This window comes from Modestobacter sp. NPDC049651, assembly GCF_040659695.1.
GTDB lineage: Bacteria > Actinomycetota > Actinomycetes > Mycobacteriales > Geodermatophilaceae > Modestobacter.
In genome coordinates this window covers 32,847-57,895 of the sequence record NZ_JBFAOG010000009.1, presented here as the reverse complement: position 1 = coordinate 57,895, position 25,049 = coordinate 32,847, and the positions used below count along the sequence as shown (strand labels likewise).

At 76.3% G+C, this 25,049-nt stretch carries 24 protein-coding genes and 1 tRNA gene; 10 read left to right on the top strand and 15 right to left on the bottom strand.

The window, feature by feature from the left end; genetic code table 11:
- The first annotated feature begins 46 nt into the window (after positions 1–46).
- Positions 47–135 (top strand) — tRNA-Ser (locus tag AB0J00_RS13940).
- A gap of 64 nt (positions 136–199) precedes the next feature.
- Positions 200–1,231, top strand: coding sequence for a GGDEF domain-containing protein (locus AB0J00_RS13935; RefSeq protein WP_357745325.1), 1,032 nt, complete (start codon positions 200–202; stop codon positions 1,229–1,231).
- Positions 1,232–1,247: 16 nt separating this feature from the next.
- On the opposite strand, the gene AB0J00_RS13930 is transcribed toward AB0J00_RS13935, so the two are convergent.
- Positions 1,248–1,871 carry a hypothetical protein gene (locus tag AB0J00_RS13930; protein ID WP_357745322.1) on the bottom strand — a complete coding sequence of 208 codons (624 nt, stop codon included), beginning with the start codon at positions 1,869–1,871 and terminating at the stop codon, positions 1,248–1,250.
- A gap of 375 nt (positions 1,872–2,246) precedes the next feature.
- Between AB0J00_RS13930 and AB0J00_RS13925 the strand changes: the two genes are divergently transcribed.
- Positions 2,247–3,272 (top strand): GGDEF domain-containing protein, encoded by a 1,026-nt coding sequence (locus tag AB0J00_RS13925; protein ID WP_357745319.1) that lies wholly within the window; start codon positions 2,247–2,249, stop codon positions 3,270–3,272.
- 10 nt (positions 3,273–3,282) lie between these two features.
- Here the strand turns inward: AB0J00_RS13925 and AB0J00_RS13920 are convergent, their stop codons facing one another.
- The 4 genes from AB0J00_RS13920 to AB0J00_RS13905 all read right to left on the bottom strand — a co-directional run bounded on the left by AB0J00_RS13920 (position 3,283) and on the right by AB0J00_RS13905 (position 5,787).
- On the bottom strand, positions 3,283–4,398 hold the full coding sequence (locus AB0J00_RS13920; protein WP_357745316.1) for a geranylgeranyl reductase family protein: 1,116 nt from the start codon (positions 4,396–4,398) through the stop codon (positions 3,283–3,285).
- Between the two features lie 18 nt (positions 4,399–4,416).
- Positions 4,417–4,989: a TIGR00730 family Rossman fold protein gene (locus tag AB0J00_RS13915; RefSeq protein ID WP_357745313.1), complete on the bottom strand. Its 573-nt coding sequence runs from the start codon at positions 4,987–4,989 to the stop codon at positions 4,417–4,419.
- 61 nt (positions 4,990–5,050) lie between these two features.
- A complete protein-coding gene (locus tag AB0J00_RS13910; protein ID WP_357745310.1) occupies positions 5,051–5,344 on the bottom strand; it encodes a hypothetical protein in 294 nt (97 codons plus the stop codon).
- A gap of 56 nt (positions 5,345–5,400) precedes the next feature.
- Positions 5,401–5,787, bottom strand: a complete 387-nt coding sequence (locus AB0J00_RS13905; protein WP_357745307.1) for a VOC family protein — start codon at positions 5,785–5,787, stop codon at positions 5,401–5,403.
- A gap of 75 nt (positions 5,788–5,862) precedes the next feature.
- Here AB0J00_RS13905 and AB0J00_RS13900 point away from each other — a divergent pair, with 75 nt between their 5' ends.
- From AB0J00_RS13900 to AB0J00_RS13890, 3 genes are read left to right on the top strand one after another with little or no spacing between them, the layout of a single operon-like run.
- Positions 5,863–7,155 carry an O-acetylhomoserine aminocarboxypropyltransferase/cysteine synthase family protein gene (locus AB0J00_RS13900; protein ID WP_357745304.1) on the top strand — a complete coding sequence of 431 codons (1,293 nt, stop codon included), beginning with the start codon at positions 5,863–5,865 and terminating at the stop codon, positions 7,153–7,155.
- A 1-nt stretch (position 7,156) separates the two neighbouring features.
- Entirely contained in the window at positions 7,157–7,648 is a 492-nt protein-coding gene (locus AB0J00_RS13895; RefSeq protein ID WP_357745301.1) for a CoA-binding protein, read from the top strand.
- On the top strand, positions 7,648–8,118 hold the full coding sequence (locus tag AB0J00_RS13890; protein ID WP_357745299.1) for an NUDIX domain-containing protein: 471 nt from the start codon (positions 7,648–7,650) through the stop codon (positions 8,116–8,118). Before AB0J00_RS13895 ends, AB0J00_RS13890 begins: the two co-directional genes overlap by 1 nt.
- Positions 8,119–8,226: 108 nt before the next feature.
- Here the strand turns inward: AB0J00_RS13890 and AB0J00_RS13885 are convergent, their stop codons facing one another.
- Positions 8,227–9,018 carry an endonuclease/exonuclease/phosphatase family protein gene (locus AB0J00_RS13885; protein WP_357745296.1) on the bottom strand — a complete coding sequence of 264 codons (792 nt, stop codon included), beginning with the start codon at positions 9,016–9,018 and terminating at the stop codon, positions 8,227–8,229.
- Between the two features lie 73 nt (positions 9,019–9,091).
- Between AB0J00_RS13885 and AB0J00_RS13880 the strand changes: the two genes are divergently transcribed.
- The 3 genes from AB0J00_RS13880 (at position 9,092) to AB0J00_RS13870 (ending at position 11,046) form a co-directional block, all read left to right on the top strand.
- Complete coding sequence (locus tag AB0J00_RS13880) at positions 9,092–9,982, top strand: 1,4-dihydroxy-2-naphthoyl-CoA synthase (RefSeq protein ID WP_357745293.1); 891 nt, start codon at positions 9,092–9,094, stop codon at positions 9,980–9,982.
- Between the two features lie 9 nt (positions 9,983–9,991).
- Positions 9,992–10,321, top strand: a complete 330-nt coding sequence (locus AB0J00_RS13875; protein WP_357745290.1) for a hypothetical protein — start codon at positions 9,992–9,994, stop codon at positions 10,319–10,321.
- 95 nt (positions 10,322–10,416) lie between these two features.
- Positions 10,417–11,046, top strand: coding sequence for a TetR-like C-terminal domain-containing protein (locus AB0J00_RS13870; RefSeq protein WP_357745287.1), 630 nt, complete (start codon positions 10,417–10,419; stop codon positions 11,044–11,046).
- Between the two features lie 34 nt (positions 11,047–11,080).
- Here the strand turns inward: AB0J00_RS13870 and AB0J00_RS13865 are convergent, their stop codons facing one another.
- The gene (locus tag AB0J00_RS13865; RefSeq protein ID WP_357745284.1) at positions 11,081–11,782 is read right to left on the bottom strand and encodes a TetR/AcrR family transcriptional regulator; all 702 of its coding nucleotides are present in this window, start codon (positions 11,780–11,782) and stop codon (positions 11,081–11,083) included.
- Positions 11,783–11,824: 42 nt separating this feature from the next.
- Entirely contained in the window at positions 11,825–12,325 is a 501-nt protein-coding gene (locus AB0J00_RS13860; RefSeq protein ID WP_357745281.1) for a DUF5946 family protein, read from the bottom strand.
- 78 nt (positions 12,326–12,403) lie between these two features.
- Between AB0J00_RS13860 and AB0J00_RS13855 the strand changes: the two genes are divergently transcribed.
- Entirely contained in the window at positions 12,404–13,069 is a 666-nt protein-coding gene (locus AB0J00_RS13855) for an HAD family hydrolase (protein WP_357745278.1), read from the top strand.
- 21 nt (positions 13,070–13,090) lie between these two features.
- On the opposite strand, the gene AB0J00_RS13850 is transcribed toward AB0J00_RS13855, so the two are convergent.
- From AB0J00_RS13850 to AB0J00_RS13820, 7 genes are all read right to left on the bottom strand, one after another.
- Entirely contained in the window at positions 13,091–14,716 is a 1,626-nt protein-coding gene (locus AB0J00_RS13850) for a cation:proton antiporter (RefSeq protein WP_357745275.1), read from the bottom strand.
- Positions 14,717–14,851: 135 nt separating this feature from the next.
- Positions 14,852–15,841 carry a glucosyl-3-phosphoglycerate synthase gene (locus tag AB0J00_RS13845; RefSeq protein WP_357745273.1) on the bottom strand — a complete coding sequence of 330 codons (990 nt, stop codon included), beginning with the start codon at positions 15,839–15,841 and terminating at the stop codon, positions 14,852–14,854.
- Positions 15,842–16,001: 160 nt separating this feature from the next.
- On the bottom strand, positions 16,002–18,173 hold the full coding sequence (locus AB0J00_RS13840) for a phage holin family protein (protein WP_357745270.1): 2,172 nt from the start codon (positions 18,171–18,173) through the stop codon (positions 16,002–16,004).
- Positions 18,170–18,886 (bottom strand): VTT domain-containing protein, encoded by a 717-nt coding sequence (locus tag AB0J00_RS13835; RefSeq protein WP_357745268.1) that lies wholly within the window; start codon positions 18,884–18,886, stop codon positions 18,170–18,172. The genes AB0J00_RS13840 and AB0J00_RS13835 overlap by 4 nt, the downstream gene beginning before the upstream one ends.
- Positions 18,883–19,698: an MBL fold metallo-hydrolase gene (locus AB0J00_RS13830; protein ID WP_357745265.1), complete on the bottom strand. Its 816-nt coding sequence runs from the start codon at positions 19,696–19,698 to the stop codon at positions 18,883–18,885. The genes AB0J00_RS13835 and AB0J00_RS13830 overlap by 4 nt, the downstream gene beginning before the upstream one ends.
- 31 nt (positions 19,699–19,729) lie before the next feature.
- Positions 19,730–22,330, bottom strand: a complete 2,601-nt coding sequence (locus AB0J00_RS13825) for a diguanylate cyclase (protein WP_357745262.1) — start codon at positions 22,328–22,330, stop codon at positions 19,730–19,732.
- Positions 22,327–24,990 carry an EAL domain-containing protein gene (locus AB0J00_RS13820; RefSeq protein WP_357745259.1) on the bottom strand — a complete coding sequence of 888 codons (2,664 nt, stop codon included), beginning with the start codon at positions 24,988–24,990 and terminating at the stop codon, positions 22,327–22,329. The genes AB0J00_RS13825 and AB0J00_RS13820 overlap by 4 nt, the downstream gene beginning before the upstream one ends.
- Between the last annotated feature and the right edge of the window lie 59 nt (positions 24,991–25,049).

Here is a 25,049-nt window from a genome sequence, read left to right as displayed (position 1 = left end):
GCGTCGGGCCGGCCGTGGACGGCGGCGGGATAGCCTGCCTACACCAGGAGGGCTCGCCTAGTGGCCGATGGCGGCGGTCTTGAAAACCGCTATGGGGTGGAAGCCTCATCGTGGGTTCGAATCCCACGCCCTCCGCTCTCTCCCCCGGACGGGGGAGGCGCGCGCTCAGCCACGGCCCCGACCGGTCGATGTCGATCTGGTGCTGCTGCCCGAGGGGCTCCGGACCCGCGACCCCGCCACCGCCGCCCTGGTCTCCGTGATCGTGCAGGCGGCGTGCGCCGGCGTGCTCGCCGTCGCCGCCGTCGCGGACCCGGTCAACCGCACCCCGGCCGGTCAGGTCGTGTGCTGGTCCGTCGTCGCTGTCCTGCTGGCGGGCGTCCTGGCCTGCCGGCGCGTGCCGCCGGCAGCGCTCGACGCGCGCGGCGCACTGCTGGCCATCCCGGTGCTCGGTGCGCTGGCGGTGCACGCGACCAACCTCGTCACCCACGACCACTCGGCCGCCGCCCAGGTCTTCCTCGTCATGCCGGTGCTGCTGGCCGCCGCGAAGTTCCGCGCCCCGGCGGCCGCCCTGGTCACCGGCATCGCGGGTGTCGGCAACCTGGGCGTCACCCTGGTGCTGTCCGATCCCGCCCGCGCGCTCACCGACTCGCTGTTCACCGGCGCCGCGCTGGTGACCCTGACGGTCGTGCTGGTCCGGTCGCAGGACCGGCGGGAGGAGCTGCTGCGAGTCGTGCGCAGGCAGGCCGACGTCGACGTCGTCACGGGCCTGGCCACCCGCCGGGTGCTGGACGACGAGGTGGCCCACGCCGTCGGCCTCCGCGCCGGTGCGGCGCTCGTGCTGGTCGACGTCGACCACTTCAAGCGCATCAACGACGACCACGGGCACCCGGTCGGCGACGCCGCACTGGCGCACCTGGCCACCGTGCTCGGCCGCGCCGTCCGGCCGGCGGACGCCGTCGTGGGCCGCCTGGGCGGGGACGAGCTCGCCGTCGTGCTGCCCGGTTGCCCGGCGGACGTCGCCGCCGCCCGGGCCGCGGACCTGCTGGACGCCGTCCGCGCCGAGCCGCTGGCGCTCCCCGACGGCACGCTGCTGGCCCTGTCCGTGAGCATCGGGGTGGCCGCCGTCGCGGGACCGGGCAGCGACCCGCGGGCGCTGTACTCCGCTGCCGACTCGGCGCTCTACCGCGCCAAGCGGGCCGGTCGCGACCGGCTGGCGGTCGCGACGAGCTGAGACCGGCCGTCGCCGGTCAGCAGCCGGCCAGCCGGACGATGTAGGCGGTCCCGTAGCCGAAGGGGTGCACCTCCAGGTCGAGCAGGCTGAGCACCTCGGCGACCGCGTCGTTCATCGCGCGCTGCACGGCGGCGTCGGCAGCGGCGCCGCGCACCAGGCCGACGCTCATCCGGTCGTGCTGCCGCCAGCTGACGACCACGCCGTCCTGACCGGCGTCCGGCGTCAGGCACACCCCGCCGGACACCGGCCCGGTCGGCGTCGTGCCGTCGACGAGGGGGAGGCCCGCGTCGGACAGCGCGGCGGCGACCTCCACCACCAGCGTGACCAGGGCGTCGGGCAGGTCGTCGTCCCAGCCCGCGGACAGCCGGTCCAGCTGCGCCCCCAGGTGCTGCACCCACGCCTGCTCGGCCGGGGAGGGGCGACCCGCCAGCGAGCCGTCGTCCAGCCGACCGGCGAAGAGCGGGCGCAGGTCCCCCGGCCCGGCCACCAGCTGCAGCGCGGCGCACGCGGCGTCCGTCTCGTCCGCGAACGGGCCGGCGACCGCGCGCAGCGCACCCGTGCCCTCGTGCGGGCCCGTGACCAGCCACCATCCCTGGACGACGCCGTCGCCGACCAGCAGCTCCCGACCGGACGTGTTCATCGAAGCCTCCCTGCCCCCAGCGCACCCGCGAGCGGGTCCGCCTCGCCGGCGTCCCTGCCGTGCGATGTGCAGGAAACTACGGTCCGGACGGCGCCGGGGACCCCGCCCGCCGACGTCCTGCGGCCCACGTCACCGGATCGTTGCGAAGCCCCGTCCGGCGCCGCGGCGACCGGCCCGGGAACCGGCCACAAGTCGACCTGCACGGCCCCGGACGGCCCGGATGACGGGTCGGCGGCGCCGGTCACCGGTCCGCGGCGACGGTGACCTCCGTGTCGCGGCGCGCCCGGCTCACCCGTTCGGGTCGTCCGAGGATCGGTAGCGCGCAACATGACCCACCGGCGCGCCGACCATGGAGGGGTGCGGATCCCACGGTCGATGAGGGCACGGCAGCCTGCTGCCGCCGCCCGGACGGCTGTGCTGGTCCTGGTGGTCTGCGCACTCGTCCTGGTGGTGTTCTCGCTGTTCGGGCCGAACGCTCAGTCCTCGGGCGGCGTCATCGGCTCGTACATCACCTCCGGCCTGCTGCTGTGCGTGGCCGCCGGGTACTCGGTCGCCTCGCCCGAGCGGCTGGACCGCTACGGCGGGTACCTGTTCATCGCGCTGCTCGGCGTGGCCATCTGCTGCCTGATGAACTGGGTGACCCGGGACTCCTCGGCCGGCGCCCAGGGCTTCCTGTCGTTCCCCGTGCTGTGGGCGGGGGTGCACCTGCGGCGGGCCGCGGTCGCCCTGGTGACCGGGGTCGCCGTCGTCGCCGACGGCATCGTGCTGGTGCACCTCGAGCCGCTCGGCAACGCGGTCAGCGACCTGAGCCTGTTCGGCGCCGTCCTGGCCGTCATGTCGGTCATGCTGGTCCGCGCGGGCGACTCGCAGGAGCGGCTGGTCGAGATGCTCCAGCGCCAGGCCTCGGTCGACTCGCTCACCGGGCTGGTCAACCGGCGCGTGCTGGACGACGCGCTCACCACGGCCCTCGCCGGCCCGGCCGGCAACCAGGGGACGGCGCTGGTGATGGTCGACGTCGACTCCTTCAAGTCCATCAACGACCAGCACGGCCACCCGGTCGGCGACGACGTCCTCGTGCACGTCGCGACGGTGCTGCGCTCGGTCGTGCGCGCCGGGGACGCCGTGCTGTCCCGGATGGGCGGCGACGAGCTGGCCGTGCTGCTGCCCGACTGCACCCCGGACGTGGCCGAGCGCCGCGCCGCCGAGGTGCTCGACGCGGTCCGCGGCACCCCGCTGGAGCTCGCCGACGGCACCGCGGTGGCGATCTCGGTCAGCCTCGGCGTGGCCCACGCGCCGGTGCACGCCCACGGGCTCGAGGAGCTCTACGCCGCGGCCGACGCGGCGCTGTACTCCGCGAAGCGCGGTGGCCGCGGCCGCGTCGCCGTCGCGACCGCCGTCTGACGGCCGGCGCTCAGCGCAGCCGGCGGACCGTCGCGGCCAGCGTCCGCGCGGTGAGCCGGCCGTCGGCCAGCCCCAGCGCCACCACGTCGTCGAACACCGCCTGCTCGTCGGCGGCGGCGCGCACCGCGGCGTCCATCAGCGCCGGCCACCGGCTCAGCTGCGACGCCGCCGACGACGCCCGCAGGTGCGCCCCGAGCCGGCGGGCCAGCAGCCGCCGGTGCACGCGCCCGGCCCGCTCGCCGTGCACCGCCGCCGCGCCGGCCAGCGCGCCGGACAGCACCGCGTAGAAGATCCCCTCGCCGGTCAGCGGGTTGATCAGCGACCGCGCGTCGCCGGCGAGCAGCACCCGACCGTCGGGGGTGCGCGGCCGGCCGGTCGACAGCGGCAGCCGGTGGGCCCGCAGCCCCGAGGGCTCCACGCCGGGCAGCAGCCGGTGCAGCCCGGCCACCAGGTCCGCCCGGGTGACACCGCCCGAGACGAGTTCGCCGTAGCCGACGTTGGCCCGGCCGTCGCCGAGCGGGAACGACCACGCGTACGCCGGCCAGCGCTGCGACGTCGTCAGCACCGCCTGCACGCCGGCGACCGACGGCAGCTCCGGTGCGTAGCCGCGGATCGCCACCGCCAGCCGGTCCGGCGGGTTGGGGGCCACGCCCAGCGACCGGCGGACGACGGACTCCGCGCCGTCCGCGCCCACGACCACCCCGGCGGTGACCACGTCGTCGACCACCACTGCGTCCGGCCGCACGGTCAGCGACCGCACGGTGTGCCGCCGGAACCGCACCCCCGCATCGAGCACCTGGCCGAGCAGCCGCCCGTCGAGCACCTCGCGCGGCACCACCAGCGACGGGCGGGCCGTCGTCCGCTCGACGGTCGTGCCGCGCGGGCCGCGCAGCCGCAGCCGGGGCACCGCCGGGAAGCCCGCGGTCAGCGCGGCGACGTCCAGCCCGAGCCCGGCCAGCACGTCGAGGCCCTCGGGCGCGATGCCGTCGCCGCACACCTTGTCGCGCGGGAAGTCGCTGCGGTCGAGCACCAGCACGTCGGCGTCCGGGCGGGCCCGGCGCACGGCTGCGGCGCAGGCGGCCCCGGCCGGCCCGCCGCCGACCACGACGACGTCCGCGGTGTCCACGGGATCAGGGTGCCGAGCTCAGGCGGCCGGTGGCGGGGTCCACTTGCGCGCCGGGTGCTCGTAGCCCTCGACGAAGGCCAGCAGCCCGGCGGCGTCGTGCACCACCCCGAGCGCGTCGAGCCGGCCGGCGGCCAGGTAGCCGTCGTCGACCATCCGGCGCAGCTGGTCGAGCAGCGGCTGCCAGAACCCGTCGGCGTCCAGGAAGGCCACCGGCTTCTCGTGCAGACCGAGCATCCCCCAGGTCCAGGCCTCGAAGACCTCCTCGAGGGTGCCGGCCGCGCCGGGCAGCGCGACGAACGCGTCGGCCAGCTCGGCCATCCGCGCCTTGCGCTCGTGCATCGAGCCGACGACGACCAGGTCGGTCAGCCCGGCGTGCGCGACCTCGTCGTCGACCAGGTGCTGCGGGATCACCCCGACCACCTCGCCGCCGGCGGCCAGCGCGGCGTCGGCGACCACGCCCATCAGGCCGACGTTGCCGCCGCCGTAGACCACGCCCACCCCGGCCCGGGCCAGGTCGCGGCCGAGGGTCTCGGCGGCGGTGCGGTGGGACGCGGGGCCGAGCTGCGACCCGGTGAAGACGGCGATGCGCATGCGCGGCAGCTTATGGAGTGGACCCGCCGCGCTCACGCCGACGGATCCACTCCGCCCCCGGTCAGAGCGGGGTGACGAACGCCAGCTGCGTGTCGGCGATGCCGGCGGGGAACGTCGCGAACACCGCGGCCCGCTCCGGGGAGTCGTGGTAGCCGGCCTCGGCCGCGCGGAAGGCGGCCTGGTCGCCGTCGTGCGCGACCGCCCAGGTGAACACCTCGTGCTCGGCGTCGGCCAGGGCGAACAGCAGCCGGAAGCCGAACTGCTCGCGCACCGGCGGCAGGGTCGGGAACCACTCGAGGAAGGCGGCCATCCGGCCGGGCTCGAACACGTAGCGGCGCAGCTGCACGGTCTCCACGGCTGCATTGTGGAGTGTGGGGGCGCAGGAAACCTGCGCCCCCACACTCCGACGCGTCAGGACGACGGCGGCGAGTACAGCTGCAGGTCGTTGCCCTCGCTGTCCTTGAACGGCGCGATCCGGCCCCACGGGTGGTCGCTGATGCCGCCGGCGAACTCGACGCCCTTGCCCTTCAGCTCCTCGACCTCCGCCTCGATGTCGCCGTCGGGCTGGAAGGTGATCACCGCGCCGCCGTCGACCGACTGCGCGCTCTCCCGCGCGTTCAGGCCGATCATCAGCCCGTTCGCGTCGAACTCGCTCCAGTCCTCGGTGGTCTTCTGCTCGCTCAGGCCCAGGGTGTCCCGGTAGAAGGCGCGGGCCCGGTCCATGTCGCTCACCGGCACCCACACGCTCGCCACGCCACTCGCCACGTCGTCCTCCTCGTCGATTCCGTTGCGCACCACGGGTGCCCACCCGGCGGTGCGGGCAACCACCGGCCGGGCAGGGCAGACTCAGGGGCGACCGACGAGAGGACGACGATGGCCGACCGCACCTGGGGCTTCCGCACGCGCGCACTGCACGCCGGTGGCGCGCCGGACCCCGCCACCGGAGCGCGGGCGGTGCCGATCTACCAGACGACGTCCTTCGTCTTCGAGTCCCCGGACGACGCGGCGAACCTGTTCGCGCTGCAGAAGTACGGCAACGTCTACAGCCGGATCGCCAACCCCACCGTGGCGGCGCTGGAGGAGCGGATCGCCTCGCTGGAGGGCGGGCTGGGCGCGGTCGCGACGTCGTCCGGGCAGTCGGCCGAGTTCCTGACCTTCGCCGCGCTCGCCGGCGCCGGCGACCACATCGTCGCGTCGGCCTCGCTGTACGGCGGCACGATCACCCAGCTCGACGTCACGCTGCGCCGGTTCGGCGTGGAGACGACGTTCGTCCGCGGCAACGACCCGGCCGACTACGCGGCCGCGATCACCGACCGCACCAAGCTGGTGTTCGCCGAGGTGGTCGCCAACCCGGGCAGCGACGTCGCCGACGTCCGCGGGCTGGCCGACGTGGCGCACGCCGCCGGGGTGCCGCTGGTGGTCGACGCGACCACCGCGACCCCGTACCTGTGCCGGCCGATCGAGCACGGCGCCGACATCGTCATCCACTCCGCCACGAAGTTCCTCGGCGGCCACGGGACGACGCTGGGCGGGCTGGTCGTCGACGCCGGCACCTTCGACTGGGGCAACGGCCGGTTCCCGACGATGACCGAGCCGAGCGACAGCTACGGCGGCATCCGCTGGTGGGACAACTTCGGCGAGTACGGCTTCCTCACCAAGCTGCGCAGCGAGCAGCTCCGGGACGTCGGCGCGACGCTGGCCCCGCACTCCGCGTTCCTGCTGCTGATGGGCATCGAGACGCTGCCGCAGCGGATGCGCGAGCACGTCGCCAACGCGCAGCGGGTCGCCGAGTGGCTGGACGCCGACGACCGGGTCGCGTGGGTGCGCTACTCCGGGCTGCCCGGCCACCCCGACCACGCGCTGGCACGGCGCTACCTGCCCGAGGGGCCGGGCGCGGTGTTCAGCTTCGGCGTGGTCGGCGGCCGGGACGCCGGGCGTCGGTTCATCGAGAACGTCGAGCTGTGCAGCCACCTGGCCAACATCGGTGACGCCCGCACGCTGGTCATCCACCCCGGCTCGACCACCCACGGGCAGCTGTCGGTGGAGCAGCTGGAGACCGGCGGTGTGTCGCCGGACCTGATCCGCATCTCGGTGGGCCTCGAGGACGTCGAGGACGTGCTGTGGGACCTCGACCAGGCGCTCGCCGCCGCCGTGAAGGGAGCCTGACGTGCGCTCGTGGGAGGGGCCCAGCGCCCGGGAACGCCAGGGGATCCTGGAGCGGACGAGGACGGTCGCGATCGTCGGCGCCTCGGACAACCCGGCGCGGGCCAGCTACTTCGTCGCCACCTACCTGCTGTCGACGTCGCCGTACGAGCTGTGGTTCGTCAACCCGCGGGCCAGCGAGATCCTCGGGCACCCGGTGTACCCGTCGCTGGCCGACGTCCCCGGCACCCCGGACGTCGTCGACGTCTTCCGCAAGCCGTCGGACCTGCCGGCCGTGCTCGACGAGACGCTCGCCGCCGGCGCGAGGACGCTCTGGCTGCAGCTGGGGCTGTGGGACGAGGACGTCGCCCGCCGCGCCCAGGCGGAGGGGGTCGAGGTCGTCATGGACCGCTGCATGAAGATCGAGCACGCCCGGTTCGCCGGGGGCCTGCACTGGGCCGGCTTCGACACCGGCGTGATCAGCTCCCGCCGGCACCGCGGCCTGCCCACCGCCTGATGCTGCACCGCTCGCCGACCGACGGGTGGACGACGTGCGCCCTCGGCCACCGGCACTGGGGGCTGGCCGGCGCCGCGGGGCTGCTCGTGCACCGGCCCGGCGCGGCCGGCGTCGAGGTGCTGCTGCAGCTGCGGGTCGAGTGGTCGCACTTCGGCGGCACCTGGGGCACCCCCGGCGGGGCGCTGCACCCGGCGGAGAGCGCCGCGGACGGCGCGCTGCGGGAGGCCGGTGAGGAGCTCGGGCTGGGGCGCGCCGACCTGCGGCTCGGCGCCGAGTCGGTCGACGACCACGGCGGCTGGGCCTACACGACGGTGCTGGCCACCCCGGTCGGTGCGCTGGACGCCGCGGACCTCTCGCTGAACGAGGAGAGCACCGGGGTCGGCTGGTTCCCGCTGGGCGAGCTGGCCGCCGTCCCGCTGCACCCCGGCTTCGCCGCCTCCCTCCCCACCCTGCTGCCCCTCCTCACCTGACCCCTCCCGCTTTCGGCGCCGAAACCGGCCCCGCTTTCGGCGCCGAAACCGCGCCGGGGGTGGTCTTCCGCGAACAACCACCCGTGGTTGTTCGCGGAAGACCGCGGGTCAGAGGGTCAGGGGGACGACGACCGCGCGGTGGTCGCCGAGCGCGAGCTGCCGCACCTCCGCGCGCCCCGCGGCCACCCTCGTCAGCGCCAGCAGGTGGTCGAACTGCACCCGCGGCCGGTGCGCCGGGTAGGTGTGCGCGGTCGCCAGCCGCTGCGCGCGGGCCAGCCGGGCCGGGAGCGGGCCGACCAGGTTGAGGTCCCCGGCGACGAGCACCGGCCCGGGCAGCCGGGCCGCCCAGCGGCGCAGCCGGAGCAGCTGCCACGCCGCGGTGTGCGGGGCGAACGACAGGTGCGCGCCGACCACGGTGACGCCGTCGAGCTCCGCGGCGACGGCCAGCCGCGGCTCGTCGGGGAACCACCAGGTGCGGGCCTGCCCCGTGCGCGGGTCCGGCGCCCGGATCGGCAGCCGCGCCCGCCCGGCGCCCAGCGACAGCACCGACCAGCGCCGCACCGGCCGGCGGGACAGCAGCGCGATCCCGTACCGCGGGCCGGTCGCCGGCTCCCCGGGTCCGCGCAGCACGGGCGGGTCGACCGGCGTCCAGCTGCGGAACGGGCTGGGGGTGCCGTCGACCGCGGCGGCGAACCGCCAGTCGGTCGCGCCGAGCGCGGCGGCCACCTCGGCGGTCTGGTCGAGCAGGTGCGAGCGCGGCTGGCCGGCGTCCACCTCCTGGACGGCGAGCACGTCGGCGTCCAGGCCGGCGACCGCGGAGCGCAGTGCGGCGGCGTCCACCGAGGTGCCGCCGGCGTCGCGGCCGGAGGCGAGGTTGAGCGTCCCGATCCGCAGCTGCACGCCGCCATCAGACCAGGGGACGGCGGTGGGCGCCGGGTCAGCGGGGCGCCGGGCCGGCGGCTAGGTTCGGTCCGTGAGTGCGCGCCCCGACGTCTCGGAGATCTTCGACCCCACCGCCTGGCAGGAGGTCGAGGGCTTCGACGGGCTCACCGACATCACCTACCACCGGGCCGTGGACGCCGGCGTCGTGCGGATCGCCTTCGACCGGCCCGAGGTGCGCAACGCGTTCCGCCCGCAGACGGTCGACCAGCTGCTGGCCGTGTTCGAGCACGCCCGGCTGTCCACCGACGTCGGCTGCGTGCTGCTCACCGGCAACGGGCCCAGCCCGAAGGACGCCGGCTGGGCGTTCTGCTCCGGCGGTGACCAGCGGGTGCGCGGGAAGTACGGCTACGAGGCCGGCGACGGCGCGAACGGGCGGCTGCACGTCCTGGAGGTGCAGCGGCTGATCCGGTTCATGCCGAAGGTCGTCGTCTGCGTGGTGCCGGGCTGGGCGGCCGGCGGCGGGCACAGCCTGCACGTGGTCGCCGACCTGACCCTGGCCAGCGCCGAGCACGCCCGGTTCAAGCAGACCGACGCGGACGTCGGCAGCTTCGACGGCGGGTTCGGCTCGGCGTACCTGGCCCGCCAGGTCGGCCAGAAGTTCGCCCGCGAGATCTTCTTCCTGGGCGACGAGTACTCCGCCGAGGACGCGCACCGCATGGGCATGGTCAACAGGGTCGTGCCGCACGCGGAGCTGGAGGCCACCGCGCTGGACTGGGGCCGGCGGATCGTCGCCAAGAGCCCCACCGCGCAGCGGATGCTCAAGTACTCGTTCAACCTGATCGACGACGGACTGGTCGGGCAGCAGCTGTTCGCCGGGGAGACGACCCGGCTGGCGTACATGGCCGAGGAGGCCGTCGAGGGTCGCGACTCCTTCCTGGAGAAGCGCCCGGCCGACTTCAGCCGCTTCCCCTGGCACGTGTGAGGAGATGACGTGATCGTCGAGGTGATCACCGGGACCGACGAGGTGCCGGAGGTGCGGGTGGTCGACGTGGACGACCTCAAGCGGCTGCACGTGGCCGTCGGTGCGGTCACCGACGAGGAGGCCGACCAGGCGCTGCGGTCCGCGGGCCTGGGCCGGCTGGACGACGGGGCGGCGTGGCTGGACGCCGCCGCGCTGCGCGCCGCCGCGGAGGCGGGGGCGACCGCGCCGGACTGGGCCGCCCAGTGGGACGGCATGGTCGGGTTCGCGCGTTCCCGCGGCTGGGTCTCCGAGGACGGGGCGACCCTCCAGGCGCACGTGGAGCCCGCCGCCGGCGCGTGACGGGTGAGGGTGGAGTGATCCAGGCCACCCTGTGAATTCACCCGTGACGACGATGATGGTTGTAATCACTCCACTCTCTTGGGCACGATTGCACGGTGACGACGACGGACCTCCCTGCGCGCCCTGCCGGGACCCGGCCCCCGGGCCGCCCGCTGTCCACGGAGCTGTCCGACCAGCTGGTGTCCGTGGCGGTCGACATCCTGGCGGACGAGGGGTGGGGCCGCCTCAACAGCGACCGGATCGCCGCGCGCGCCCGGGCCGGCAAGGCGGGCATCTACCGCCGCTGGCCCACGATGTCGGCGCTCGCCCGGCACGCGCTGAGCCGGTTCACCCTGGTGCAGCTGCCCGCCGACACCGGCTCGCTGCGCGGTGACCTGTGCGCGCTGCTGACGCCGTGGACCCGCCCGCTGGAGCGCGCCGAGCGGGCCGCTGCCAGCCTGGTCGGCGCCGCGCGGCACGACGAGGAGCTGCGTGCGGGCCTCGACGACTCGCTGGTGCGGCCGCTGGCCGCGGTGGTCCGCCAGCTGGCCGACCGGGAGTCCGAGCGCGGCCACGAGCTCACCGCCCAGCGGGTGGCCCTGCTGACGTCGGTCGTGCAGGCCCTGTGGTGGCAGCGCTACACCGGCTTCCAGCCCACCCCGATGACCACGGCGCAGGTCGACGCGCTCGTCGGCGACGCGCTGCTGCCGATCATCGAGCCCGAGACGGCGGGCGTCGCGGGCTGACCGGCCCCGCGGGGGCCGTGCTTCCCCGCGCGCCTCAGCCGGTCGTGCCCGGCGCGCCGAACTGCCGCCGGGCGAGGGACCGCAGCGAGTCCTCGATCATCCCGAGCGCGGCGGTGGTCACCTCGCGCACCGACGTCCGTGCCGCGTCGTCCAGCGCCGGGTCGAGCACGACCCGCCGGTGCTCGAGCACCAGCACCCGGCCCGCGACCAGGAACAGCGCGGCACCGAGGTGGCCGAGCACCTCGGTGCGCACGGGGTCGGCGCGCTGCGCGGCCCCGGCGTAGTTGTCGGCGGGGATGGCGTCGATGAGCGCAGCGGACAGCCGCTGCGCGGCGACGTCGACCAGCGCGCGCTCGCGGGCCTGCAGGGCGGGGGAGCGGTCGAGCACCTCGATGTAGCTGCGGTTCTCGCCCCGGGACTCCTGGTCGAACAGGCCCTCGATGTCGGCGGTGAGGTACTCCCGCAGCGCGGTCAGCGGATCGCTGCCGGGCGCCCGGCTGATGACCGAGTCGGCCAGGCCCTCCACCCACGGGGTCCGCCCGTCGAAGAAGAGATCCTCCTTCGACCCGAAGTGGTTGAAGACGGTCTGCACCGCCACCCCGGCCGCCGCGGCGACGTCCGCGCTGGTCACGCCGTCGAAACCGCGCTCGGCGAACAGCCGTTGGGCGGCCGTCCTGATCTCGGCCCGGGTCTGCGCCTTGCGCAGCTCCCGGCGGCCCCCCGCCGCCTCACTCACGGTCATAGACCTTACTACCGTGCGTTGCGTGAATCCTTGAGCTCAACCGCGGAGGGCCGTGACCGCCGCCGCGCGCACCGGGGCCGCGACCGGCGCCCAGTCAGCCCACACCGCGTCCGCCCAGGAGCGCAGCAGCGTGGCCAGGTCGACGACGTCCAGGTCGGCGGCGACGTCGGCGAGCGTCGTCGTCCAGCGCCAGGGGGGCGTCAGCCCGCGCGGGGCCGCGAGCGCGAGGTCCGTGACCCGCAGCGGGTCCTGCCCGTGCTCCAGCGCCAGGCACAGCCGGACGACGGGGGCGGCCGGGTCGCCGTCCGCCAGGTGCTGGGCGTCGTAGGCGTCGGTGGCGAGCCGGAGCAGCGCGGCGGTCGGCGCGTGCTGGCCGGCCTCGTCGCGCAGGCCGTGCACGGTGACGTCGAACAGCGCCGCGCAGCCGGCCGACGCGCCGGGGTGGCGCGGGTCGAGGCCCGGCACCACGACCAGCACGGCGCCGCAGCCGGGGCAGGCGGTCGTCTCGGTCGCGGCGGTGGGAGGTGCGGAGGTCACGACCGCGATGCTGCCGCACCGGGCCGCCCGGCGCAGGCACCCGGTTGGCGCGGTGCCGGGGTGGGCAGCACCTGCGGCATGGCCGAACCCACGATCGCCGTCCTGGACGTCGACGGCACCTTGATCGACTCGAACTACCAGCACGCCCTGGCCTGGTACCGCGCGCTCCGCGCGATGGGCGAGACGTTCCCGATCTGGCGGCTGCACCGGCTGATCGGCATGGGCGGGGACAACGTCATCCAGGAGCTCGGCGGCGACGAGCTGGAGGAGCGGATCGGCGAGGAGGCCCGCAAGCGCCAGGGCGAGGAGGTCGACGCGCTGCTCGACGAGATGGCGCCGCTGCCCGGCGCCCGCGACCTGCTGCTGGCGATCAAGGACCGCGGGCACCGGCTGGTGCTGGCCAGCTCCGGGCAGCCGCGGCACGTCGACTTCGCCGTCGACCTGCTCGACGCCCGGGAGATCGCCGACGCCATCACCTCCAGCGAGGACGCCGAGGCGACCAAGCCCGCGCCGGACCTGCTGCAGGTGGCGCTCACGAAGCTCGGTGCTGGTCCCGACGACAGCAGCGTGATGATCGGTGACTCGGTCTGGGACGTCGAGGCGGCGAAGAAGGCGGGCATGCCGGCGATCGCCGTCCGCTCCGGCGGGTTCGGCGACGACGAGCTCACCGGGGCCGGCGCGATCGCCGTCTACGACACGCCGGGCGACCTGGCGGAGGCCCTCGACGACACCCCCCTCGCGTGAGGTGGAGTGGATCCGTCGGCGTCACCGTGACGAATCCACTCCGACCGGGGTGGCGCGGAGCTCGATGCTGAGCTGGTCGGCGTCCAGCGTGGTCAGCGCGGCGGTGAGCGCCCCGGCGCTGAACGCGCCGTCGTCCCGGGCGTCGAGCAGCGCGTCCCGCTGGGCGGCGATCACCGCCAGCCGGTGCGCCACCACGGCCGGCCGGTCACCGGACGCCGGGGCGGGCACGCGGGCGGCGGCGTCGGCCAGCAGGGCGAGGACGGCGTCCCGCTCGGCGCCGTCCGGCTCCGCGGCCCGGGCCGGGCGCACCAGCCGGACCACCCACGGCAGCGTGCCGCCCTGCAGCAGCAGCGAGCCGGCGGCCACCAGGAAGGCGATGAACACCAGCGAGGACCGGTCGGGCGCGTCGGCCGGCAGGGTCTGCGCCGCCGCCAGGGTGACCGCGCCGCGCATGCCGGCCCACACCACCACCGAGCCCTCCCGCCAGCTCAGCGGCTGGGCGAGGAAGTGCTCGATGTCGGCCAGGCCGCGGTCGATGCGCTCCCGGATCCGCACCAGGTCCCGGGGCCGCTGCCGGCGGCGGGCGCGGCGGCCGGTGTAGGGGCCCTGCCCGGCGTCGATGCGCTGCCGCATCGCGGTGAGCCGCGGGCGCATCGCCGCGCCGCGCCGGGTGCGCCCCTGCAACCCGGCCAGCAGCAGCCCGACGTAGCAGGCCCGGACGGCGACGGTCAGCGCCAGCGCCCCGGCGGCGACGACCAGCGCGGTGCCGGTGCCGGCGTGGTCGGCGCGGACGTCGTCCACCACCCCGGCCAGCTCCAGGCCCATGACCAGGAAGACCGCGCCCTCGAGCACCAGCTCCACGGTGCGCCAGTTCTGCGCGTCCGACAGCCGGTGCCGCGGCGGCAGCACCCGGGCGGCGCCGCGGCCGGTGACCAGGCCGGCGACCACCGCGGCGACCAGCCCGGACGCGCCGAGCTCGTCAGCGGGGACGGCGGCGAGGAACGGCACGGTGAACGACAGGACCGTGCTCACCGTGACGTCGCCGACCCGGGCGCGCACCAGCAGGCCGAGCCGGCCGACCACCGCGCCGAGCACCACGGCCACCGCGACCGCGTAGGCGAACCGGCCGGCCACGCCCCACAGCGACACCGACGCGGCGGTGCCGGCGATCGCCGCGCGCAGCAGCACCAGGGCGGTGGCGTCGTTGAGCAGGCTCTCGCCCTCGAGCATGGTCACCGCGCGCGGTGACACGCCCAGCCGCTTCACGATCGAGGTGGCGACGGCGTCGGTGGGGCTGACCACGGCACCCAGCGCGACGCCCCAGGCCAGGCCGACGTCCAGCGCCCAGGAGAGGAACAGCCCCAGCACCAGCGAGCTGACCACGACGAGCACCACCGACAGGCCGCGGATGGTGCCGAACTCGCGGCGGAAGTCCATCGCCGGCAGGGCCGCCGACGCCGAGTACAGCAGCGGCGGCAGGACGCCGGTCAGGATCCACTCCGGCTCCACCTCGACGTCCGGCGTCCAGGGCAGCAGGCTCGCCCCGGTGCCGAGCAGCACGAGCAGCAGCGGCGCCGCGACGCCCAGCCGGTCGGCGAAGGTGGTGGCGGCGGCGATCGCGAGCAGTCCGGCGACCAGGTACAGCACGGTTCTCCCTCAGCAGCGGCGGTGTCCGCGGGGAGTGTGGGTGGGCCGGCTGATCCAGCGCTGACGCCGCGCTGACGGCCGAGGTGGAGTCCCAGCGCTCGGAAGACGATGCACTGGGACTCCACCCAGGGTGCGTCAGCCGGTGACGGCGGCGTGCCGATCGGCGTACTCCGGCACGGTCGCCATCGGCGGCCGCTGGTCGATCGCCACCGGCGTGCTGGTCGGGACGAAGGCGCTGCCGTCGTGGCTGAACTGGGTGAGCAGCCCGCCCGGCTCCAGCCGGCGGCCGTGCCGCCCCCGCTCCGCGCGGGACAGCAGCGTGTTGACGATCTGGCCGGCCATCCTCCCCAGCGCCTCGTCGGTCTGGTGCGAGTGCGTGCGGGTGCCGAGGTCGACCTGGGCGAGGCCGGGCAGCCCGCACACCTGCAGCAGGTCGATGAGCAGGCCGACCTCGACGCCGTAGCTGGACACGAACGGCACCTGCTCCAGCGCCGCCCGGCGGCCGGCGTACTCGCCGCCCAGCGGCTGCACGAAGCCGGCGAGCTCCGGCCACAGCGCGTTGAGCAGCGGGCGGGCGGTCAGCTCGGTGACCCGGCCGCCGCCGGCCGGGCGGTGCTCGCCGTCGAGGGTGAGCGGCCGGGTGTAGCAGCCCTTCACGTAGTCGACCCGCGGCTCGGTCAGCAGCGGGCCCAGCAGCCCGGGCACGTAGTGGGAGACGTCGCCGAGCAGGTCGGAGTCCATGAAGACGACGAGGTCGCCGGTGGTGGCCGCCAGGCCCTTCCACAGCGCCTCGCCCTTGCCCGGCCGGTTGCCGTGGCAGGGCAGCACGTCGGCCGCGGCCACCACCTCGGCGCCGGCGGCCCGGGCGACCGCGGCGGTCGCGTCGGTGGAGTCGGAGTCGATGACGACCAGCTCGTCGACCAGCGGGGTGCCCTCGACCCAGCGGCCGACGAGATCTCGCACCAGGACGCCGACGGTGGCCTCCTCGTCGCGCGCGGGGAGGACGACGCTCACCCGGTGTGCGCCGCGGCGCTTGGCCAGCAGGAGGGCGTCGACGTCGATCTCGGCCAGCGAGGTGGCCGACGTGGTGCGGTGCTCGAACCATGCGCGGGCATCAGGTCGCATCGCCCCACTGTCGGGCACGCGGACCACCCCCTGCACGCCGACGGGACGCCGTTCACACGAACTTCACGCGCGCGCTTCCCCAGCGTGACCGGGGGCCCAGGGCGGCGCAACACCCGGGGGGCACCGCGGCCCGGACGGCGCTGCGCCGGACGGTCCGGCGTCAGGTCCGGGCGGGCACCGGGGCGTCGTCGCCGGGCGCGGCGGGGGAGGGCGCGGCGGGGGAGGGCGCGGCGGGGGAGGGGACGGCGTCCGCGACCGGCTCGGGGTGGCCGAGGTCGGTGAGCCAGCCGCGCAGCACCCGGTGCAGGTGCTCGGCCCCGACGACCTCGCCGGGGTCGGCCCACGACCGGGGCGCGAGCAGGAAGCCGTGCTGCTGGGGGCCGCCGAGCCCGCCGTGCGAGCCGACGTGCGTCTCGAACGCCGACGACTCGTCGGTCTCCGGGTCGTACCGGCTGTTGACGACGACGTCAGGGCAGTGCGGGAACCCCGACGTCCGGAGCACCAGACCGGCCGCGTGCGGGCCGTACGGCGCCAGCGGGTCCTCGCCGATGACCATGCCGGTGCGCAGCCGGTGCAGGCCGTCGCGGCCCAGCACGACCGGCCCGAACTCGGTGCTGTGCACCAGCAGGAAGCCGATGCCGGGGTGGTCGACCAGCGTGGGCAGCAGCTCGGGGAAGTGCCGCTCGATCGTCTCCAGCGGCACCCGGCCCGGGTGGTCGGTGAACGACACCATCGCCGTGTGGCCGGAGACGGTGACCACCACGCCCGGCGCGACCCGGGTGACCGCGCCGTGCTCGCCGGCCGGGGTGGCCGGCTCCACCTTGCCGGTGGCCTCGACCCGGCTGCGCAGCCGCCGGGCGATCAGCCCGCCGCCGGACGTCGCCTCGGCCAGCGCGCTGGCCAGCTGCCAGCCCTCCGCCGCCGGCCGGCCCGGCCGCGGGTGCCGCTTCGGCGGAGAGCCGGGGCCGCCGCAGAGCCGGCCGACCAGCTGCTCGACCGTCTCGCCGAACCGGTCGCTGAACGGCTGGCCCTGGGTCTGGCCGTGGTCGGACAGGCAGACGAACTCGTAGCGGCGCGGCGCCAGCCGGCCGGCCCGCGCGAGCCGGCCGATCTGCTGGTCGATGCTGCGCAGCACCTCGAGGGTGTCGAACCGCTCGATGCCGGAGTGGTGGGAGACCTCGTCGTACCCGACGAAGTCGGCGTAGACGACCGGGCGGCCGGCCATCATGTCCTCGACGATCGCGTTGACCACCACGTCGCGGGTGATGACCGTGGTCGCCGGCCGGGCCAGCGGGTACAGCCCGCCGCGCTTGATCCGCGGCCGGACGTCGGCCCGCCGCTGCGCCGCCGCCGCCGTCAGCTCGCGCCACACGTCGGCCAGCGAGACCCCGAGCGTGCGCACCAGGTTCGCCGGGTTGGCGAAGTACGCGTAGTAGCCGGCGCCGACCCGGTCGCGGTGCCGCCGGGCGCGGCGGGAGCCCCTGCCGACGACGACCGCCAGCGAGCTCATGGTCAGCGACACGTGCCGGGCGTCGCCGGTGAACAGGTTGCCCCGGCCCGCGCCGTCCGGGGCGAGCAGGCCGCGCCCGTCGGAGTGCCGGCGCTCGACCTCGGCGGCGTCCTCGGGGTGCGAGACCGCCAGCACCCGGTCGGACTCCTTCTCGTACCAGCGGAACCCGACGATGTCGTGGTTGGAGCCGTGCAGGATCCCGCACTGGCTGGCGCCGGTCTGCGAGCTCCAGTCGGTGTGCCAGGAGCGCAGCACGTGGTCGCGCCCGCGCAGCCAGGCGGCGAGGGTGGGCATCGACCCGTCGCGGACGGCGCGCTGCGCGACGGCGTGGCCGAGCCCGTCGATCTGCAGGAACACCACCCCGGGCGGGGCGTCGGCCATGTCCGGCATCCGGCGGCGGCGGCCGGCCCGGCGGAGGAACAGCTCGTCCTCGTTGATCGACAGCGCGCTGGTGATCAGGCCGGCGACGGCCGCCATGCCCACCGCGACGACGACCGAGGTCTTGAACGAGTGCACCTGCACGCCGGGGATGGCGTAGAAGATGCCGAGCACCCCGGCGCCGAGCAGCAGGAAGCTGCCCACGCCCAGGGTGAAGAAGGCGACCGGCAGCGCGATCCGCACCACCAGCGGCCAGACCACGGTGGTGAGCACGCCGAGCAGCAGCGCGGCCACCGGCGGCTGCCACCACTGCGGCATGGCGAAGCCGGACAGCCAGTCGTCCAGCCCGATGAGCGCGCCGGTGGCGGCGCCCCAGATGAGCACCAGGCGCGCGGCGGTGCGGCCGGTCCGCAGCAGCCGACCGGGGGTGGGGACCTCGGTCATGCCTGCTCGCACCGCGTCGCCGGCGCGACGTCGTCCGCCGTCCCCGGCCCCGCTTTCGGCGCCGGAACCGGGTCCGCTTTCGGCGCCGAAAGCGGGTCGGAGGGTGGTCGTCCGCCGGCAACCGTGCGGCGGCGCTTCTTGCGCGCGGCGGTGACGACGTTGAGCAGCACGCCGACCAGCAGCACCAGCACCGTGGCGAGCAGGGTGGCGATGAGCGGGGAGTCGAAGATGCCGCCGCTGACCACGCCGAGCAGCGCGTACGCCCCCGCCCACACCGCACCCGCCGCCAGCGAGGCCGGCAGCAGCCGCCGCCACGGGTAGGCGAGCGCCCCGGCGGCCAGCAGCACCGGGATCCGCCCCGCGGGCAGCAGCCGGCCGACGACGATGATCTGCCAGCCGTGCGCCCGGAACTGCCCTCGCACCTCCTCGAGCCGGTCGGCGTGCTGGCCGCGGGCCACCCAGCCGACGGCGCTGGGGCCGCCGAACCGGCAGATGGCGAAGGTGATGACGTCGCCGGTGAACGCGCCCAGCGTCGACAGCAGCAGCACCACCGGCAGCGACAGCTGACCGGAGCTGGTGGCCACCGCGGCGGCCGCGCCGACCACGGCGCCGGTGGGCACCACGGGCACGATCGAGCCGAGCAGCACGCCGCCGAACAGCACGGGGTAGCCGAGGTGGCTGGGGTCGGTCCAGCTGATCGCGAGCGCGCTCACCGGGCGGACCCGGTGAGCGGGGAGAGGTCGACGGCGCTGCCGGGGCGGGTGACGGCGACGGTGGTGGCCGAGCCGCCGGCGGCGACGGCCGTGGCGAACTCCCGCGGCGGCAGGGTGAGCCGGCCGCGCATCCGCGCCCGCCAGGGGTTGGGCAGCGTGGTCAGGCCGGCGGGGGCCAGCGTGCCCCAGTGCACCGGGACGGCGATCCGCGGCCGCAGCAGCCGCACGGCCTCCGCGGCGCGGGCCGGGTCGAGGTGTCCCGGGCCGAGGGACAGCCCCCAGCCCCACACCGGCAGCGCGGCGACGTCGATGCCGTCGTCGCCGAGCGCGGCCATGCCGGGGAACAGGTCGGTGTCACCGGCCAGGTAGACGGTGCAGCCCTCCGCGCGCAGCAGGTGGCCCATCGCCCGGGCGTCGGGGCCGGAGGTGGAGCGCGGTCCCCAGCGGTGGCCGCTGTGCACGGCCGGCACCCCGGTGACGGTGAGCCCGCCGACGGTGACCGTCTCCCCGGGCGCGAGCTCGGTGACGTCGGGCAGGCCCTTGCCGGTCAGCCACCGGCCGGCGCCGCGCGGCACCACGACCGGGACGTCGGGGCCGAGCAGCCGCAGCGACGGCAGGTGCAGGTGGTCGCCGTGCAGGTGGGAGACGAGCACCAGGTCGACGCCGGCCCACGCCGCGGCGGGCGGGGTGGGCACGACCCGGCGCAGGGGGCCCAGGCCGCCGGTCAGCAGCGGGTCGCTGAGCACGGTCCGCCCGCCCAGCTCGACCCGGACGGTCGAGTGGCCGAGGAACGACAGCGACGGACCGGGCACCGGCCCAGTATCGAGCACCGCCACGGCGAGGTCATCCGCCGATCGACGGTGTCGGCACGGTCATCGCCATCCGCGAGGGGTGGCGCAGCGCGGCGGCGACCCCGCCGGCGGTCAGCCCGGTGGGCAGCACCGGCCCCTGCACGGCCATGTCGCCGCGCGCCCGGATGGCCGCGTACAGGTCGGCGTCGGCCACCTCGCTGGCCACGGGCCAGACGTCGAACGCGGCGGCGCTGGCCTCGATCGCGGCGAGCACCTTGAGCTGGCGCTCGAGGTCGCCGGGGGCGGCCAGCTCGCGGACGTCGATGCGCACGGTGTCCAGCGGCAGCCGCGCCAGGTGCGACCAGAGCGTCGAGCCCATGCCGTAGTCGGTGAGGCACAGGTGCACACCGGCCTCGCGGATGACGTGCAGCGCGGGGACGAACGCGGCCGAGGAGGTCTGCAGCACCTCCTCGCTGAAGCACAGGGCGAGCCGGCGGGGCGCCATGCCGGCGCCGGCCAACGCAGCGGTGACCTCGCCGGGGAGCTCGTCGGCGTGCACCTGCCCGGCGGGGAGGTCGACCCCGACGGTCGCCTGGTCGTCGATCGCCGCGATCTCGGCGCAGGCCTGCCGCAGGTACCACTGCTGCAGCTCCGCACCGCGGCCCTGCCGCTCCGCGGCGGCCCACAGCTCGGCGGGCGGGAGCAGCCCCAGCTGGGGGTGCGCCCACACGGCGCTGGCGTGCGCGCCGTAGACGGTGCCGGACGCGCCGTCGGCGACCAGGTCGTAGCGCAGCTGCACCTCGCCGGCGGCCAGCGCGGCGGCCACGTCGGACGACGTCGCGGCCAGCGCGGCCCGGTCGCCGTCGTGCACCCGCCAGCAGCCCTTGCCGGCCTGCTTGGCGGCGCGCAGCGCGGAGTCGGCCTCGCGGAAGGCGAGCTGCCCGCCGCCGGGCCGGACGCCGGTGAGCCCGACGCTGGCGCCGACGACGAACGTGCGCCCGCCGACCCGGTAGGGCCGGCCGAGCCACTCGACGACCCGCTGCGCCGCCTCGACCGCCTCGTCCACGTCGCCGGTGACCAGCACGGCGAACTCGTCGCCGCCCAGCCGGGCGACCAGGTCCTCGGCGCGGACCAGGCCCTGCAGCCGGCGGGCGACCTCGACCAGCAGCAGGTCGCCGGCCTCGTGCCCGGCCGTGTCGTTGACCGCCTTGAACCCGTCGAGGTCGAGCACCAGCAGGCACCGGTCGCCGCGGGCGGGGACGGCCAGCTCCTGGAACAGCATCGCCCGGTTGGGCAGCCCGGTGAGGTGGTCGGTGTACGCCATCCGCTCGAGCTCGCGCTCGCGGCGGCGGCGGGTGGTAACGTCGCGCAGGTGCAGCACCCGCCGGCCGCTGCCGGGGCGCTCGTGGTGGGTGACCTCGAGGTCGCGGGGCTCGCCGGCCGGCGGCAGCACCCGCAGGTGCAGCGCGGGGGTGGCCTCGCCGACGGCCTCGGTGAGCTCGCGCTCCACCCGGGCGCGGTCCTCGGTGGGCACCAGGTCCAGCAGCGACCGGTGCGCGCCGGCCGTGGGCAGCCCCAGCAGGGTGCGGGCGGCGGGGGAGGTGAACAGCAGGCGCAGGTCGGCGTCCACGATCGCGACGCCGTCCGAGCTGCTCTCCACCAGCCCGCGGAAGTCCTCCTCGCTGCGCAGCAGGTCCGCGCTCATCCGGCCGGAGTCGCGGATCCGCAGCGCGCTGCGGGCCAGCAGCAGGACGACGACGGCGGCGCAGCCGGCCGTCTCCAGCGCGGACGGCGTCCGGCCGAGCAGCAGGTGGGCGACGACGGTGACCGGCAGCCCGACCAGCGAGCCGACCGTGATCGCCAGGCCGGTGACGCTGACGACGGGCTCGGTGTCCGCCCGGCGCGCGCCGAGCGGGCCGGGCGGGGCCTCGGCGACCGCGCGGACCCCGTGGTGGAGGGCGAGCAGGGTGGCCAGGTCGATGAGCAGCTGCCAGGCGTCGGCCGAGTGCAGGACGTGCGCGGCCATCGCGGCGGCGGCGACGCCGATGAAGCCGGTGGCGGCCAGCGTCGCGGTGGCGGCGCGGCGCAGGGCCCGGGCGGAGACGGTGCACAGCGCCGCGGCGAGGCCCACGGCGACCGCGGTGTAGGTGCCGTACCCGATGACGACCGGGCGCAGGTCCGCCGGCACGCCGCCGGAACGGACCGCCGGCCCCACGAGCAAGGTGTGGGTGACGACCAGCAGGGCGACCGTGACGGCCAGGCCGTCGAGCACCAGCGCCGGCCAGTGGCTGCCGCGCACCCGACGGGCCAGCAACCCGCAGGCCACCAGGGGGCAGAGCGCGGCGACCGCCAGCACCAGGTCGCCGGGGCTGGCCGCGCCGAACGCGCCAGGGGTGAGGCTGGTGGTCAGGCAGGCCACGCAGAACAGCCCGGCGGCGACCGCGAGCGCCCACCACGGGCCGCGGGCGCCGGCCTCGAGCCGCCGGGTGCGGCGGACGACGAGCACCGCGGCCAGCCCGCTGTAGAGGCCGAGGACCAGGTCGTCCCACTGCGGCACCGCGCCGTGCGGGCTCACCGGCACGCAGAGCGCGGTGAGCACCGCCACGACGGCGAGCACCAGCCGGTCGGCCCGCAGGTGCGGCCGCGCGGTCACGACCGGGCCCCGGGGACGACGTCCGGCGCGACGGCGGCGGGGTCGTCGCCGATGGCCGGGAGCCGGGCGGCGAGGGTGGCCGCGTCCAGCGGCCGGGAGAGCAGGAACCCCTGGATGAACCGGTGGCCCATGTCGCGCAGCAGCCGCAGCTCGCCGGGGGTCTCGACGCCCTCGACGACGACGGCCAGACCCAGGCTGGTGCCCAGGTGCAGCACCGACTCGCACAGCGCGCGGCGCTGCGGGTGGGTCTCGACGTCGGCGAGGAACTGCCGGTCCATCTTGAGCAGGTCGATGGGCAGCCCGACCAGGTAGGCCAGCGACGACCAGCCGGTGCCGAAGTCGTCGACGGCGATCCGCACACCCAGCCGGCGCAGCGCGCCGAGCTCCTCGGCGACCTGGCCGGTGTCCAGCAGGACCGACTCGGTGATCTCCAGGATCAGCCGGTCGGCGGGCAGCCCGCTGGCCGCCAGCGCGGCCAGGACGTCGGGCACCAGCTCACCGCTGCGGACGTGCCGCGCGGAGACGTTGACCGCGACGCCGAGGTCGGCGGCGGGCAGGGCCACGGCCGTCGCGGTGGCCGTGCGCAGCACCCAGCGGCCGATGTCGGTGATGAGCGCCGACTCCTCGGCCAGCGGCACGAACTCCGCCGGGGACACCTCGCCGTAGACGGGGTGCCGCCAGCGCAGCAGCGCCTCGACCGAGACGGTGCGGTGCAGCGCGAGGTCGACCACCGGCTGGTAGACGAGGTGCAGCTGGTCGAGCTCCAGGGCGTGCTCGAGGTCGGCGCGCAGGGCCTCCTCGCGGTCCTGCGCCAGGCGCAGCGCGTCGGAGTGCCGGCGCACCCGGCCGGGACCGGCGGCGCGGGCGCTGCGCAGCGCGAGGTCGCCACGGCGCAGGGCCTCGCCGGCGTTGAAGCCGGGGAAGAGGGTGGCGACACCGGCGGCGGCGGTGAGCCGCACGGTCCCGCCGGGGGTGGTCACCGGGCCGACCGCGGCGACCAGCCGGGCGGCGACGGTCTCGGCGTCGGCGACGCTGCCGTCGACCAGCACCGCGAACTCGGCCGCACCGGCCCGGGCCAGCCAGTCGTCGCCGCGCAGGGCCCGGGCGAAGCGGGTGGTGAGCTCCCGGAGCACGGTCCGGTCGCCGTCGGCGGGCAGCCCGTCGACGCCGAGGACGACCAGCCCGCTGGAGGCGTCGGCGTCGCGCAGCGTGGCGCCGATGCGCTGGGTGAGCGCCGAGCGGTTGGGCAGCCCGGTCTCGTGGTCGGTGGTGGGCAGCGGGGTGAGCTCGCCCTCGGCGGCCGGCTGCCGGTCGGCCCGGCTGACGTCGCGGCAGTACAGCACCAGCGCGCCCACGTCGGGGTCGGTGCGCAGGTCGCGCACCCGGGCCTGGATGAGCCGCCAGCGGCCGTCGGCGTGCTGCACGCGGGCCGTGCGGGTCTTGGTCCCCGGGGCGTCCGGCGCCTGCGGCGCGGACAGCCCGGTGACCAGCTCGGCGGCGTCGTCCGGGTGGACCAGGTCGGCGATCGCGACGCCGACCGAGCGGTCCGCGTCGAAGCCGAGCAGCTCCTGGGTGGCCGGCGAGGACCAGGTGATCCGCAGCTGCTCGTCGAGGATGACGACCGGGTCCGCGCTGCCGCGCACCAGCGTGCGGAACCAGGCCTCGCTGCGGCGCAGGTCGGCGGTCAGCTTCCGCTGCGCCCGCCAGGACACCACCTGGTGGGCGAACAGCGTGGTCAGCCCGAGCACGCCGAGCGTCGTCCCGAAGTAGGTGAGGGACCCGAGCACCTTGCCGCTGACCAGCAGCAGCGAGCCGCCGAGCAGGGCGATCCCGTGCGGCAGCAGCGCGCCGAGCGCGGAGCCGGCGCCCGGCTCCACCCGGCCGGGGTCCGGCCGGGCGACGTCGGCCCGGCACGCGGTGACCAGCAGGCTCATCCCCAGCACGCTGCACGCGCAGGCGACCGCCTGGCCGGGGCCCGGGCCGGTGCTGACGGCCGACGCGGTGGCGGCGACGGCGGTGACCCACTGGGAGGTGAACACCAGCCAGGCGGGGCCGCGCCGGTCGGGCGGGGTGACCGAGACGAGCACCAGCGACATCCCGTTGCCCAGCGCCATGACCAGCAGCAGCGCGAACAGCGACACGGTCTGGGTCATGGTCAGCGGCCCGCGGACGCCGAAGGTCAGCAGGAAGGCGGTGTGCGCGGTGAGCAGGTCGGCGAGGACGAACAGCATCAGCCGCGAGCCGAGCTGGCCCCGGGCGCCCCGCAGCGCGCGCCGGTCGATGAGGTTCGCGATGGCGATGGTCACCAGCAGCTGGCCGGGGACGGCGCCCAGCGCGGCCTCGCCCATCGGCACGACCGAGGTCGCGACCGCGGCACCGGCGCCGCCGAGGCCCACGGTGGCGGCGAACCACCACCAGGCGCGCGGGTGGGCGCTGCGCGGCGCGGCGCGGAGCAGCCAGACGGTCGTCCAGACGACCGTGCCGAAGGTGGCGAGCCCGAGGCCGGCCTGGCCGGCGGTGCCCGGGAGGAGGCCCACGGCAACGGTGACCAGTGCGGCGGTGAGCCCGCGCAGGACGGAACGCCGCAGGCCGGGGCCGGCCGTGGGGCCGCTGGTCGCGGGCACGGCCCGCGCCGGTGCGGCGGGGACTCCGGTGGTCACCTCAGGTCAGTCGGGCGCCGGGTGGCCGTGCTGGACCGCTGCGGCGGCACGGTCACCCC